The organism is Peribacillus psychrosaccharolyticus ATCC 23296 (genome assembly GCF_000305495.1).
In the GTDB taxonomy this organism is placed as follows: Bacteria; Bacillota; Bacilli; order Bacillales; family DSM-1321; genus Peribacillus; species Peribacillus psychrosaccharolyticus.
On record NZ_AJTN02000249.1, the window covers coordinates 43,127 to 57,845 of the forward strand.

The following is a 14,719-nucleotide window of genomic DNA, read 5'->3' on the forward strand; positions in this document are numbered from 1 at the left end:
GTATTGCAGCGAGGGGTGTCAATCATCTTGTTCTTTCCGAGTTTTTCCAAAACGGGTGCCCGTATACTTTCTCCAACCAACATAGGATAATGTACTAATGATAATACTCCCTGTGGTAATAATTACCCACCATAGTGATGGATCCGCATCGTCTTCTTCTGTCTTATCAAAGATCGTCTTAAAATCCTGTTCCAACACTTCCAATTCCTTAAGGCTGGTTTTATCAGTAAACAAGACTGGCTGATACGTAGTGATATAGTTCATCCTAGCATCCAGCTCTTGGAAAGTCTCTGGTGATAGATCCATTTTCAAACTAGGATAAAGCATGTCATAAAGCGCTGTCAACTGATTAATTTGCACCTCAAATTGATCAGAATCATCGTGAACAAGTGCAGACTTTGATTCAGCAAAGGTAGTCATAACCTGTTCTTCTAGGGCTGTCCACAAAGGATCATGATTTTTCTCAACTGCGTCCATCGCAAGCCTCAACTTGGTAACCGCTCGGACTCTTTCTGCATCAGGCATGTCCTTATTCGTGACAGCCTGCACCGCATCGTCATACGCGACTGTAATGATTCGTAATTCATCCATTCCAAATAGCTGCTCGCGGGCATTTGTCTTCATAAATTGTTTTGAGAAAAATTGCAGCATACCCTTAGATTCTTCAAATCGATACTGTTTAGCAAACTCTAACGCCTTATCAGAAATGGTGTCCAATTTTTCAAGACTTGAAGAGGATGCGGCAAAGACATTCGAAATAGAAGTAACCCATAAGACGATCACTAACAGCAGGATTTTTTTTCTCATACCACTTGTCCCTCCCCATACATCTATTAAACAATATGTACTAGGGAAGCCAAGTAGACCAAAACCTATAAATTTAGAGCTTTAAAGTAAACCGATTTTTTCTTACTCCTAGATAATAGCAAATAAAAATGGAGATGATACTCAGCCAAAATGTAAAATAACCGATTTCATTCATATAGACTGCAAGATCACTGTATGTAGGCATCATCTTAAACACATAATCAATGATGTCATTATGAAGCGTCCAAATGGCTGCAACAGCAAACTGCCATGGTTTAATACGATAAAAAGGGGCATACAGCAAACCCTGTACTGCCATGGCAAAATGAGAAGCCATCAGCATATATCCGACGCCAGTTAAGCTGCCAGTGGTCAATAACACTAATAAATTCATGACGACTGCCCATATCCCATATTTAAATAAGGTCATGATCGCCAGCGCTTCAACCAGCCCCCAGCTTTTACCAAGTAAAAAGGCAGCCAGAACAAACACAAAGAACAATGTGGCAGTCGGACTATCTGGAACAAACGGTAAGAAAACAGTTGGAGTGTTAGACAGTTGGTGTTCATACCAGTAATATCCGTATATGGTGCCAAATAAATTCACAAAGAATAATAAACGTAAAAAATTACGGTTCCCAAGATATCCATAAAGCATTTGCATACTACTCCCTCTTTTAACAAAGTAAGACTCCCATTTATTCTATCTTGATTAACCAAATTAACCAACATTTAGAGACAAAAAAACTGACGGAATAATCCGCCAGTTTTTTAAAAGCACCTGTATTATTCTGTTTTTACATTAGAAACAAATTCAGCAAGGACTTTAAGCTCTTCGTCTGTCCCTTTGAAAACGCCGGCTGGCATTGTGCCTTTACCTTTTACGGCAATTTCAGCCACTTCTTCAGGAGTAAGACCAGTATCAACAAGTGATGGTGCAGCGGGCCCGCCTGTCAGCTCAGCACCATGACAGGAAATACATGTGTTGGCTTCAAAATACTTATAGCCTTCACTATCCTTATCAATATCTGCACCTTCAACAATTGCCCCTTGCTTTTTAGAAGCTTCCCAGTCATGATGGGCAGCGGATTCCCATGTTAGATAGAAAACTGCTGCAATCGCAAGAAGCATAAATCCAACAGCAAGTGGACGTTTAGTCGGTTTGCGTTCAGGACCTCTATCAAGAAATGGCGCTAAGAACAACGCACCAAAAGCAAGACCTGGAACAATCATTGCTCCAACGATATTATATGGACCTGATGCATACGTATACTTTAACAATTGGTATAAGAATAAGAAGTACCAATCTGGAAGTGGTACATATGCGGTATCAGTCGGGTCAGCAATACGCTCCAATGGAGATGGATGCGCGGCTGTTAAGCATAGAAAACCTACAAGGAAAACTGCTCCAACTATCCATTCCTTCAAAAGGAAATTCGGCCAAAACGCTTCCGTTTTACCAGGATATTCCGAATAATCTTTTGGTATATTCGGCTTACGATCCGTAGAGATACGTGAGTCCCCTACGAATTTCATACCTTTTCCACGATGCATTGAATAATCCCCCTCCTTTATGCAAAGGTGTTAACCTCGATTTTTTACAACGGTCCAGAAATACCTTGTTTACGAATCATTAAGAAGTGAGCCGCAATTAATCCAAGCAATGCTGCCGGTAAGAAGAATACGTGAACAGCAAAGAAGCGTGTTAACGTTTGTGCTCCGACAATTGTTGGATCTCCGGCAACCAGCGTTTTAAGGGCTGGTCCAATCAATGGTACTGATTCCATAATAGTAAGCGTCACCTTCGTTGCAAACAATGCTTTCATGTCCCATGGTAATAGATAGCCTGTTAAACCTAAAGCAAGCATGATGAAGAAAATTAATACTCCGACCATCCAGTTAAGTTCACGAGGTTTTTTATATGCACCTTGGAAGAATACCCGAAGAGTATGTAAAAACATCATGACGATTACAAGACTTGCACCCCAGTGATGCATACCGCGGACAATTTGTCCAAATGCTACTTCATTTTGTAAATAGTACACGGATTCCCATGCATTTACAATATCTGGTACATAATACATTGTTAAGAACATACCAGAAAGAATTTGAATAACCGTGATGAAGAATGTTAATCCGCCAAAACAATAGACGAATGCAGAAAAATGATGCGCTGGATTAACATGTTCCGGAACCTCATGGTCAGCAATATCTCGCCACAATGGCGTAATGTCTAAACGTTCGTCAACCCAATCATAAATCTTGTTTATCACGTATTACGCCCCCCTTATTGTGGAATTAACTGACCTAAGTAAAGTATTCCGTCTTTTTCCTTTGTTGCGTACAAATCCAGTGGTGCGATTGGTGGTGTCCCTTTTACATTGACACCATCTTTCGTGTATCTGCCATAATGACACGGACAGAAAAATTGATTAGGATTTTCTTTGTCCGTATTCCAGGCAACTGTACAACCTAAATGTTTACAAATCGGTGATAAGGCAACAATCTTCCCATCATCTGTCTTGTAAACCCAAGCGGTATTCGTTTGCGAGGTTTCGTACCAACCATCCTTTTGGTCGAATGAATAATCGACACGGACAGGTTCTCCCGTTAATTCTGAAACTTTCATCTTCGTTGCCACAAAATCTCCTGAAGCTTCTGCTTTTAACACAGGGTCGATAGCAAATCTGACCATCGGCATTATCATGCCTGCTGCCATAAATCCACCAACACCAGTAAGTGTGTAATTAAGGAACTGACGTCTTGTAACATTTTGTTTGCTCATGCTTTCTCCCCCCCTCTATCACTGAACTCAGCCCATCGGACCATTCAATAACAACACTATAAAACTAGGACATTACAATGATATATCATTCCTTGGTCAAGGTCAATATTTGTTAAATTTTTATGACAGTATTATTTTGCCTATTTTTTTGCTCATTATTCCAAATTTCTTTGAAAGATTCTCCAATTTCTTGTGCTCTTTCCTTTGCCAGCACTCGAACTTCACCATCTTCGGTTTCAGGATCAAGCAATGGAATTAAAAACACCTCTGCCTCCAATTCTTGTTCTACACTCCATTCCTCATCAGAAGTAAGAAGGAAAACATGTTTAATCCTTTCTTCCTTAAAACAGTTGTTACTGGTTTAACCAAATCAACCCTATTCCCTTCATCTTCCAGATACACAAGCTGCGGAATGATGAGGATTCTCCCTTTAAATTGCTTTTCAAGTTCAAAATTTAATCCAGTCATGAACTCATTCATTACAGCCGATTGCTCCATCTCTTCATTAAACGAAAGTGGAACGGCGGTGAGCAAAGCACTGTCTACATATTCCTTAGCCTGCTTGTACATGGTGATATCTTTTGGAACCCATTTCATAAACTCACTCCTTAAAATCCCATTTCTCATTATTTTACTATATCTTTTACCATTTCCTCTAGTTTTAACAACTTTTTTTACCAAATCCTTTGGAAACTTATTGATCGTATCATACTGTCCTGCTAAAGGAATGAACGCTGCAGGTTTTTTCCTAAAAAAATAAACTCCTCCAGGTTATGGAGAAGCTTTATACATGGCTTTATTTTATATACGTGTAAGGCTTTTTAATCGACCTGTTAAGGTACGAAAGGCCTCTTCATCATGCTGATCTAAAGCCGCGTCAATTTCCTGAAGGATTCGCTCACGCTGGAAAGAAACCATCGTGTTTTCAAGAAATTTTTCCGCCAGCATTTTATCTTTTTCATTCGCTTCCGAGCTTTTAGGCCGAAACGGATTATCCTCAAGTACGGCTGCGTATTGATAAGAAGAGTATGCAGATTTAAAATTCAACTGGATGTAAATATCTTCATCTCGATTGAGGCGGATATCGTGAAAGGATTTTTCAGCATCTGTTGTCATAATATTGGATTTGTAGAATCGAAAAGGCGCTTCCTCCACACAATGGGTAGACATGATTAACCCGCGTGGACAATACTGGGCATGCTCAACAAAATGTACCTTTTTCATCAACTGGTCGTGGCTCATGAGGTAATTTAAAATCCAAACACATTCCCTGCGCTTCAATTGATAATGATTTAAAAACCAGCGGATAAAATCTTTCTTTTCGTTCACAGATACAGGGGTAGCCACCATAATTTCCCTCCTCTGCCCATTTTTGAACTAGTTTTGGCTATCCAACTAGTGTTCCGGTGTTTCTTCTAGACGCTCCAGAACTAAGGCATATTCATCATTGGCTGGATCCATTTTTTGCAGCCTATTAAATATTTCTCTAGAGGTATGCCTGTCTCCTTCTTCAATTAAAAAGAAACCATAATCTTCAAGAAAATCTTGGTTGTTATTAAAAGAATTATATGCTTTATGGTAGCTGTTTAATGCCTCTTTATATTGCTCTAAATTTTGCTGACTGACAGCAGAGAGCCAATCAAATTGCGGATCATCTTCTCCGTATGATCGTATACTTTCAATGGTTTCGAGGACATCTTCATATTTTTCAGCCTGGCTTAGCAGTTTCAATAAAGTCAGTGCAGCCTCTAAATAACCCGGATCAATGGCGAGTGCTTCTCGAAACAGTGTTTCCGCTTCTTCTGCTTTTCCTTTTTTAATTGAAATTTTTCCTGCGAATAAATAAAGTTCTTTATTAAATTGATCGGCACGAATTCCATCTTTAGCTGTTTCAAGAGACTTGTCCAGCTCCTCAAGATGCTCGTACGATCTTGCCAGCGGCAGATAGAGGGAATGATATTCAGGGTCAAGTTCTTTTAGCTCAATGAACTTATTAATTGCTGTTTCAAAGAAACCTGCCTGATAAGCAGTAAGTGCATATTCAAACAGAGTATTAATCTCTAATTTTTCTCCTATAGCTGTTTCGTAATAAGGCATCGCTTCTTCGAAACGTCCAGTACTGCTTAAAGCTTCTGCAACTCTTTGATTAATATTTACTCCGCCGATTTCCGTTTCATGAGGAAGGACCAAATTATAACTTTCAATCGCTTTCTGATCCTTCCCTTGTTGGAAGTATAACTCTCCAAGCGCAAAATCAATCAAAACTTCATCTGGAAGCAGGTCTTTCGCCATTAATAATTTTCTTTCGCTTACTTCATCCATTCCTTGGAGCTGATACAAATCAGCTTCCAATAACAACGCACTCGGATAAACTTCATCTGACGGATCAATTTTCTCTAAGAGAAGCATCGCTTCATCCTCTTGATCCATATCAACAAGGATTTCTGCCAAAGAGACAATTAACTCTCCCTCACCAGGGTACATTGCATTTAAATGCTCAAATAAGGCCTTTGCTTCTTCCATAAAACCCAATTGAAACATTTCTTCAGCTAATATTAATAGGTCTTCCGCCGACTCAGAGGCCTTAATCCGTTTTATCAGGATTTCCGCCTGTTCAAGTTCACCTTTTCTCAAAAGGTCTATGGCTTTTTGTACAGTATTCATTCGGGTAATTCCTTCCTTGCAATCAATTGACTATCAGTCAAAAACCTTTATAAAGTCTACTCTACGTATTTCTTTAATTAGTAATCATCACTATGTGGATAGTGACCACAATTTTATCATAATTCTTCCTATCAATGCTATTTAAGCAGCTTAATTATTCTTCACATCTGCTATTCACTTGTTTTAATCATTTACTTTCATCCTATAAGACGGTGCCGTTCCCCCGGGTTTATTGGATAGAATTAACATGTTAGTAAGACAGAAGATTTTTAATCACCCTCATGAATACAGCAGATCAAGCCTACCTGCCATGAAGCGCAATCATGCTCCTATTACCCTTCACCCCGCATATCCCTCCTCCCCTATACCTTGTTATAACATATGGATAAAAGAGAAAAATAAGAATCGTTTTATCAAATTGCAGAACATACTTTTAAAACAAAAAACCCTCATAAGAGGGCTATTCTACTGCATTAATGTATGTAAGTCTTCAAAAAATGTTGGATAGGACACCTGAATCGCTTCCGGTTCTTCTAAAATCAATTCATCTTCGGCAAGCAATCCCGCTACAGCAAGCATCATTCCTATACGATGGTCACCATGACTGGATACCCGACCGCCAGAAAGAGAACTTCCACCCTTTATAATTAAACCATCATCAGTTGGGGTAATGTCAGCACCAATACTCGACAATTCATCTGCTACCGTATCAATCCGATTCGTCTCTTTCACTTTAAGCTCAGCAGCATCCTTAATGATTGTCGTTCCATCTGCTTTGACGGCCAATAAGGCGATCACAGGCAGTTCATCAATCAATCGTGGTATTAAGTCCCCTTCGATTATGGTCGCTTTTAATTTTGAAGACCTGACAGTAATATTTCCATATGGTTCAGCATCATTATGTGTCACTTCAACATGGATGTCCGCACCCATATTTTTCATAACATCAATAATACCGGTTCGAGTTGGATTTAAACCGACATTTTTTAAAACGACTTCACTATTTTCTGTTATGGCCGCAGCAACCATAAAGAATGCAGCTGAGGATATATCACCTGGAACATAGATTGATGTTCCTTTAAAGTGCTGATTTCCTTCGATGCTGATTTCATTTCCTTCTCTTGAAACGGTGCCGCCAAATTCCACAATCATCCTCTCGGTATGATCCCGTGTTCTTTCAGGTTCAACTACAACTGTTTTTCCTTCAGCTTGCAGTCCTGCCAAAAGAATAGCTGATTTGACCTGAGCACTAGCGACAGGCAGTTCATAACGGATTCCCTGCATTTTCGTTCCTGTCACAGAAAGTGGGGTGAGTTCTCCGTTATGGCGACCCTCAATCCTTGCCCCCATTTCTCTCAACGGATTAACTACTCTCGTCATCGGTCGTTTAGCAATTGACTCATCGCCCATTAATACTGTATGAAATGGACGTCCAGAAAGGATTCCCATCATTAAACGAATGGTTGTACCTGAATTTCCAACATCAAGTACGCCTTCCGGTTCTTTAAGTCCGTTGAGTCCTTTACCTTCAATGTATACACTTGTTCCTTTTTGTTCAATGCTGACACCAAGGTTCTTAAAACACGCAATTGTGCTTAAGCAATCTGCACCCGGAAGAAAATGTTCGACCTTGGTTGTTCCTTCAGCAATTGACCCAAACATAATCGAGCGATGTGAAATGGATTTATCTCCAGGTACAGAAACCATTCCACGTATAGATGTAACATTTGTCTTTAACACACGAGTATTCATGGAAGTCTCCTCCGCATCATTATTTAACCTACGCTAATATCGTTTCGTAACTCGTATACTTCGCTATACAATCTGCGGCCTTTTGACGGTCAGCTTCTGTTTGAAAACTGACGATTAAGACACCATAGATTTCTTCTCTTGTTTCAAGTATACGAATATTTGTTAAACTGATCGACTCTTGCGCCAAATATCCGGTAATTTCAGAAACGATACCTGGATAATCTGGAATATCAATATATAAGTCATAAAAGGCTGGAATGGCACCTTTTCCGCCTGATGGAAGTTCATCACGAAAATCTTTAGCTTCTGTAAAAAAGCGAAGGATTTCATCGCTGTTCTCACTCTTAATATGGTGTTTAATGGTTTCCATTTCAACCTGCCAGTCATTCATCAATTTAAGCAGCACGTCTTTATTATTGATTAATATATCATGCCACATCACGGGATTGCTTGAAGCGATACGCGTAATATCTCTAAACCCGCCTGCAGCGAGTCTCGTAATCAATGGATTATCACGGCTGTAATTCTCCGCCTGTTTAACCAGGCCGGCTGCAATAATGTGTGGAAAGTGGCTGACCACACCTGTAAGCAAATCATGTGTATTTGGATTAACAGTTAAAAAATTCGCCTTCGTTCCACTCAACCACTCTTTTAACAACATCATTTGATGATCCTGTATATTTTCAGGCGGTACTAATAAATAAAAGGCATTCTCGAATAAGTGCAGTTTTGCCGCTCCCGCACCGCTTTTATGAGACCCTGCCATAGGATGACCGCCGATAAAGGTAATCCCTTTATCGATCAGCCTTCTTGCGGCAAGATGTATGGTCCCTTTTGTACTGCCGGCATCCGTGACAATAACATCTTGTTTTAGCAGCATGTCAGCCAAACGTATCAGAATTTTCTCTGTTTCGACAACTGGGATTGCCAAGAGAATTAAATCAGCAGCTTTGGCTCCCTCTTCAATTGAATCAACAGAGTCATCTATAATTCCAAGCAATTTTGCCAAGTTCACATTATTTCTATCCGTATCGAAGCCGGTAATGACAGCGGTTCGATGTTTATCTTTGATGGCCATGGCTAGTGATCCGCCAATTAAACCAAGACCAATTACGAATACATTTCTGCCCATTCTATTCCCGCCTTCCACACAGCTCACTTATTTTGTCAGGCTTTTTTGAAGAGTTAAAAACTCCTTAATAACTGCAATGATTTCCGAATTCTGTTCCTTTGAACCCACTGTAATACGCAAGCTGGTCGGAAAACCGAGGCCTTTTCCAGAACGTGTAATATACCCATTTTCAAGTAAGTATTGAAAAACCTCATCAGAATCTATTTTAAAATCAATTAAAATAAAATTGGCTTGTGAAGGGTAATAAGAAAGATTCTCTTCTTGACAGAATGTATAATATTGCTCGAGTCCCTGACGGTTTTCATACCGGCAGCGCTCAATAAATACCTGATCCTGAAGCGCAATTTTTGCTGCCATTTGCCCCATTGTATTAGCATTAAACGGTTCACGTGCCGGATCCAGTTTTTGGATAATGTCTTCATCAGCTATTCCATAACCAATTCGAAGACTGGCAAGACCATATGCCTTAGAAAAAGTCCGCAGAACAATGATGTTTTTATAAGTTTCAATCCATTTCTCTGTTTTCGGATAATCCTCTGCGACTGCATACTCACTATAGGCTTCATCCAGCACCACAAGTACGTCTTCAGGTACTTGATTAAGAAATTGACGAAGTGATGCTTCATCAATGTAAACCCCCGTTGGATTATTCGGCGTACATACCCATACCACAGCTGTATTTTCATCAATCGCGGCGAGCATTCCTTCAAGATTATGTGCGCCATCAATTAACGGAATTTCTCTTACTTCAGCACCTTCAAGGATGGCATTATGACGATATTGAGAAAAAGAAGGAGTCGCCATAACTGTATTCTTTGAAGAATCTAAAAGACTACGAGAGATAATTTGTATATTTTCATCGGAACCATTTCCAAAAATTAATTGTTTTTCATTTACTCCGACATGTTCTGCAACTGCTTCTCTGAGTAAAGTAGCATAGCCGTCTGGATAGATAGCAAACGAATCTGCATAGGCAGCAATCGCTTTTTTTACTTCCGCTGAACATCCGAATGGATTTTCATTCGATGCAAGCTTCGTTATTTTTTCTAAACCATATTGCCTTTTTACTGCTTCAATAGATTTACCAGGTTGATAGGGTGTTAAAGATAACACCGCTTTATTCCATTTCAATCTTCTCACCTCATCTTAAGATTTTAAATTCATCGCTTTAAAGTGACAGAGTATATAGTTAGTATATCATACTCCGCACTTCGTTATAGGCAGATTGTTCATTATTGACTTTCTATGAAAAGGTCAGGACGAAGAACTGTCGCGCCTTCTTGATAAACATGCTGAATCTGAGTTTGATCTTTATCCGTATTTAAATGAAGCATAATCCGAATACAAAAAGGCAGCGAATTTACGATCGGGATTTCTTGCATACAAACGACAGGGACATATGTCCATCCATCAATTTTACGGAGCGCTTTTGCTGGAAAAGCAGCCCGCAAATCCTCAGTCATCGAAATAAATATCGACGCAACTTTTTCAGCCTCAATAGAATTCAGTTCAATCATTTCCCTTAATAATCGTTCAACAGCTGTCAAAATCTCTATATCTGTATCAACTTGTACGGTCGTCGCTCCTCTAACGCCTCTTATCATGCTTCTGCCTCCCATGCAGGGTTAAAACGATTTTAACCTACTGCCTCTTTAGCTCTCCCATTACTGTTCGATCATCCACTTCAGTTAAATAAGGCTTCCCAAGTTTAGCGAGAAGTACAAAAGTAATTTGTTCGCTAATGGTCTTCTTATCTTTTTTCATATTGCTGAGTAATGTTTGCTTTTGCAGTGTTTCTGGAATATTGGTTTGGTAGCCGAGTGATTGCACCCATTGAACAAATTCGGCTAGATTAAATGGAAAGTCTTGTTTTTTCAAACTTAAATTCAGAGCAAAAACAGTCCCGATTAATACCGATTCACCGTGAGTAAAGTTCCCATAACCCATAGCTGCTTCAATGGCATGTCCTAAGGTGTGGCCGAAATTCAAATACGCTCGTACACCATCTTCTCTTTCATCGGCTGCTACAATTGCAGCCTTAACTTCTATTCCTCTTTTGACAATGGTCAGATACTGTTCATCTGTTATCGAATTTAAATTCTTGATATTCGTAATCAACCATTGATAAAAATCAGAATCGTCAATTAAAGCATGCTTGATTACTTCAGCAAAACCTGAGCGTAACTCCTTTTCTGGAAGAGTTTTAAGGAAATCTAAGTCATAGAACACAGCGTCAGGCTGATAGAAAACACCAATCATATTCTTACCTTCCGGATGGTTAATGGCCACTTTGCCGCCAACGGCACTATCATGTGCAAGTAACGTAGTAGGTAATTGAATAAACGGAATACCTCTCATAAAGGTTGAAGCCACAAATCCTGCTAAATCGCCAACAGCTCCGCCTCCTAAGGCAAGAACCAAGGACTTTCTATTAAGATTATGAGCTAAAGCAAAGCTCTGACATTGATAAAACACTTCAAATGTTTTTGCATGCTCACCTTCAGGAACAATACAGACTTCAACAGGCTTGCCAGTTTTCTCCACCATTTCTTTTACTCTATGTAAATGAATGCCTGCAACCTTTTCATCCGTAATAAGTAAAATACGGCTAATCTGACTGTAGCGGTTAATAAATTCCGGCAGAGCTTCAATCGCGCCTTGTCCCACATAGACCGGGTAGCTTTTCGATGTTTTAATATCGATTATTTCCATTATTAAAACTCCCTTGTTTCTTTCCTATATGATTCAAGATAAGCTGCAAGTTGATCAAAACGGTCTGATGGAAATTGTTCGACAATGGCTGCCGCTAACTCCCATGCTACAGCGGCTTCTGCTACTACAGCTGCTGCTGGAACCGCACAGCTGTCAGATCGCTCAACACTTGCTGTAAATACTTCCTTAGAATCAATATCCACACTTTTCAGCGGCTTATATAAGGTAGGGATAGGCTTCATTACTCCACGAACAATAATTGGCATCCCACTCGTCATTCCGCCTTCAAATCCGCCAAGACGGTTGGTTTTCCGGTAATAACCAGACTCCTCGTTATAGGCAATTTCATCATGAACTTCACTGCCAAAACGGTGTGCAGCTTCAAATCCAATCCCTATCTCAACACCCTTAAACGCATTGATGCTGACAATGGCTGCTGCAAGCTTCGCATCAAGCTTCCGGTCATAATGGACGTAACTTCCCACTCCTGCCGGCATACCTTCTACAACGACCTCGACAATTCCACCTATTGAATCGCCATTTTTCTTAGCAAGATCTATCGCATCTTTCATCTCTTGTTCTACAGAAGAATCAAAACATCTTACTGTGGAGGCTTCTGTTACCTCTTGTAATTCCTTAATAGAGGTGTAAGGAGCTGGATTGGCTTTTACTCCGCCAATTTCAAGAACATGTGAAGCAATCTCAATACCTAATAAGGATAACAGTTTCTTTGCTGCAGCCCCTGCTGCTACACGAACCGTTGTCTCACGAGCAGAAGAACGCTCAAGTACATTTCGAAGATCACGGTGACCATATTTGATTCCACCGTTTAGGTCTGCATGACCAGGACGCGGTCTAGTAATTTTGCGTTTAATATCTTCCTCTTCTTCTTCCGATATTGGTTCACTGCCCATAATTTTTGTCCAATGTTTCCAATCGTTATTCTCGACAACGAGTGTGACTGGAGAACCAAGTGTTAGACCATGCCTTATTCCAGACCCGATAAATACCTGATCTTTTTCGATCTGCATCCGTCTGCCTCGGCCATGCCCTTTTTGGCGCCTTGCTAATTGTTCGTTAATGTCATCTGCTGTGATTGGCATCCCTGCTGGAAGACCTTCAATTATGGTCGTCAACTGTGGACCATGTGATTCACCTGCTGTTAAATATCTCATCTGTATTCTTCCCCCTTTTAAACCATTAAAGGATTTATGTATCAATATACCACAATTTTGCGAAAAGTGGGAACAAGATAAATAGAAAATAACCAGTCCTGTTCTATCTCTTAATTTTACATGAACTTTCTCTTTCCATACATCCTTTAAAGATAAAAAAATACGGACGTCTTTCACAAGACTGCCCGTACTTCAATGAACTATTATATTTTTTTATAAAAAAAAGTATCTTCTGTCGTCAAGTCAAATTGAGCTGGATTAAATATCTGTTCTGTGCTTCCAACAAAGAAAACCCCATCAGATTTTAGTGCTGCACTAAACTTTTGATAAAGGTGGTTTTTTGCATCTTCCGTAAAATAAATTAACACATTCCTGCAGACAATCAAATCATAATGAGTCTGAAATCTTTCCGCCAGCAAATTATGTTTTTTAAACGTGACCGTCCGTTTAATGTCATCTGTCACTCGATAAAACCCGTCTTCTTGAATGAAGAATTTGTTTTTTATGTCGATAGGTACTTCATTTAATGACCTTTCGGGATAGATTCCCCGTTTTGCTTTAACCAGAACATTTTCATCAATATCGGTTGCATAAATAGAGAGATTCGATAGCGGCAGGTACTTAGAAAGTATCATTGCAATGGTATAGGGTTCTTCACCAGTTGAACAAGCCGCACTCCATATTTTCAATGATGGTGATGATTTAAGCATCCTTGGTAAGATCTTGTTCTCAAAGATCTCCCAACGCTTATAATTCCGATAAAACTCTGAAACGTTAATCGTCATTCGATCTAAAAATTCATTTAAAATCGCTGGTTCCATTTTAATATTTTTATAGTATTCGGTAAAAGAGGAATAACCTTTTTTTTCATACAAGGAAGTTAATCGGCGTTTCATTTGTGATTCCTTATAAAGAGACAGATCAATCCCTGTCAGTGTTTTTATATTTAAGGTAAACTGTTCATATTCGCTCGGCATTCCAACGACTCCTTCACCAAAATCCAACAATAGTAGTTATTGAGTATATCGGCACGTCATTAGGATACCTTAATAAAAATGCCGGTAATTAGTAGTTTTTTTGGGTTTTTCATACATTCGAACACAAAGAAAAAAGGCCTCGGAATTCCGAGACCTTTGCTTAGTAAGTAAAAATTAATAAACCCACTTGCTCATTAATTTCGAGTAATCAACTAATTCTTCTTTATTAAAGAACAAGCCGATTTCACGTTCAGCGCTTTCACTTGAATCTGAACCATGAATGATGTTTTTGCCGACAGTTACTGCAAAGTCACCACGGATAGTAGCTGCTGCTGCATCCTTAGGATTTGTAGCACCCATCATTTGGCGTGCAGTAGCAATTACATTTTCGCCTTCCCAAACCATTGCAAAAACTGGACCAGACGTGATGAACTCTACTAATTCACCAAAGAAAGGACGTTCTTTATGTTCTCCGTAATGCTGTTCAGCCAGCTCTTGTGTGATCAGCATTAATTTAGCTCCAACAAGATTAAAACCTTTTGTTTCAAAACGGGAAACGATTTCACCGATAAGATTGCGTTGAACACCATCAGGTTTAACCATTAAAAATGTTTTTTCCATTTGTAGAATTCACTCCTAAAAGTATGTATGTATAAATTTGCCGCAAGACGACAAATCCCTCAAAAATATATCACTTATTTCCAGTTTTTGCAAC

15 protein-coding genes and 1 pseudogene are annotated in these 14,719 nt (G+C 39.4%); all 16 read right to left on the bottom strand.

All coding sequences use genetic code 11. The features are described 5' to 3' along the window. Positions 1 to 18 precede the first annotated feature (18 nt). On the bottom strand, positions 19 to 807 hold the full coding sequence (gene ypjB, locus WYK_RS20325) for a sporulation protein YpjB (protein ID WP_040376271.1): 789 nt from the start codon (positions 805 to 807) through the stop codon (positions 19 to 21). Between the two features lie 73 nt (positions 808 to 880). Continuing rightward, the gene (gene lhaT / locus WYK_RS20330; protein ID WP_040376272.1) at positions 881 to 1,471 is read right to left on the bottom strand and encodes a lipoprotein heptaprenylglyceryl N-acetyltransferase LhaT; all 591 of its coding nucleotides are present in this window, start codon (positions 1,469 to 1,471) and stop codon (positions 881 to 883) included. Positions 1,472 to 1,593: 122 nt separating this feature from the next. Then, on the bottom strand, positions 1,594 to 2,361 hold the full coding sequence (locus WYK_RS20335) for a menaquinol-cytochrome c reductase cytochrome b/c subunit (RefSeq protein ID WP_040376273.1): 768 nt from the start codon (positions 2,359 to 2,361) through the stop codon (positions 1,594 to 1,596). Between the two features lie 44 nt (positions 2,362 to 2,405). Next, positions 2,406 to 3,080: a menaquinol-cytochrome c reductase cytochrome b subunit gene (gene qcrB, locus WYK_RS20340; RefSeq protein ID WP_040376274.1), complete on the bottom strand. Its 675-nt coding sequence runs from the start codon at positions 3,078 to 3,080 to the stop codon at positions 2,406 to 2,408. Positions 3,081 to 3,094: 14 nt separating this feature from the next. After that, positions 3,095 to 3,592 (bottom strand): QcrA and Rieske domain-containing protein, encoded by a 498-nt coding sequence (locus tag WYK_RS20345; protein ID WP_040376275.1) that lies wholly within the window; start codon positions 3,590 to 3,592, stop codon positions 3,095 to 3,097. Positions 3,593 to 3,704: 112 nt separating this feature from the next. Continuing rightward, positions 3,705 to 4,219, bottom strand: a pseudogene (locus WYK_RS26420) (DUF2487 family protein). 174 nt (positions 4,220 to 4,393) lie between these two features. Next, positions 4,394 to 4,942, bottom strand: a complete 549-nt coding sequence (locus WYK_RS20355; RefSeq protein WP_040376276.1) for a ReoY family proteolytic degradation factor — start codon at positions 4,940 to 4,942, stop codon at positions 4,394 to 4,396. Positions 4,943 to 4,987: 45 nt separating this feature from the next. Next, positions 4,988 to 6,256 (bottom strand): tetratricopeptide repeat protein, encoded by a 1,269-nt coding sequence (locus WYK_RS20360; RefSeq protein ID WP_040376277.1) that lies wholly within the window; start codon positions 6,254 to 6,256, stop codon positions 4,988 to 4,990. A 465-nt stretch (positions 6,257 to 6,721) separates the two neighbouring features. Then, positions 6,722 to 8,008 carry a 3-phosphoshikimate 1-carboxyvinyltransferase gene (gene aroA / locus WYK_RS20365; protein ID WP_040376278.1) on the bottom strand — a complete coding sequence of 429 codons (1,287 nt, stop codon included), beginning with the start codon at positions 8,006 to 8,008 and terminating at the stop codon, positions 6,722 to 6,724. A 28-nt stretch (positions 8,009 to 8,036) separates the two neighbouring features. Beyond that, the gene (locus WYK_RS20370) at positions 8,037 to 9,140 is read right to left on the bottom strand and encodes a prephenate dehydrogenase (RefSeq protein WP_040376279.1); all 1,104 of its coding nucleotides are present in this window, start codon (positions 9,138 to 9,140) and stop codon (positions 8,037 to 8,039) included. A 27-nt stretch (positions 9,141 to 9,167) separates the two neighbouring features. Next, positions 9,168 to 10,271 (bottom strand): histidinol-phosphate transaminase, encoded by a 1,104-nt coding sequence (gene hisC / locus WYK_RS20375; protein WP_040376280.1) that lies wholly within the window; start codon positions 10,269 to 10,271, stop codon positions 9,168 to 9,170. 101 nt (positions 10,272 to 10,372) lie between these two features. Further along, the gene (gene aroH, locus WYK_RS20380; RefSeq protein WP_040376281.1) at positions 10,373 to 10,744 is read right to left on the bottom strand and encodes a chorismate mutase; all 372 of its coding nucleotides are present in this window, start codon (positions 10,742 to 10,744) and stop codon (positions 10,373 to 10,375) included. Between the two features lie 37 nt (positions 10,745 to 10,781). Next, positions 10,782 to 11,852, bottom strand: coding sequence for a 3-dehydroquinate synthase (aroB, locus tag WYK_RS20385; RefSeq protein WP_040376282.1), 1,071 nt, complete (start codon positions 11,850 to 11,852; stop codon positions 10,782 to 10,784). A gap of 2 nt (positions 11,853 to 11,854) precedes the next feature. Beyond that, entirely contained in the window at positions 11,855 to 13,027 is a 1,173-nt protein-coding gene (gene aroC, locus WYK_RS20390; RefSeq protein ID WP_040376283.1) for a chorismate synthase, read from the bottom strand. A gap of 203 nt (positions 13,028 to 13,230) precedes the next feature. Next, positions 13,231 to 14,004 (bottom strand): CheR family methyltransferase, encoded by a 774-nt coding sequence (locus tag WYK_RS20395; protein WP_040376284.1) that lies wholly within the window; start codon positions 14,002 to 14,004, stop codon positions 13,231 to 13,233. A gap of 174 nt (positions 14,005 to 14,178) precedes the next feature. Further along, positions 14,179 to 14,625, bottom strand: a complete 447-nt coding sequence (gene ndk / locus WYK_RS20400; protein ID WP_040376285.1) for a nucleoside-diphosphate kinase — start codon at positions 14,623 to 14,625, stop codon at positions 14,179 to 14,181. Between the last annotated feature and the right edge of the window lie 94 nt (positions 14,626 to 14,719).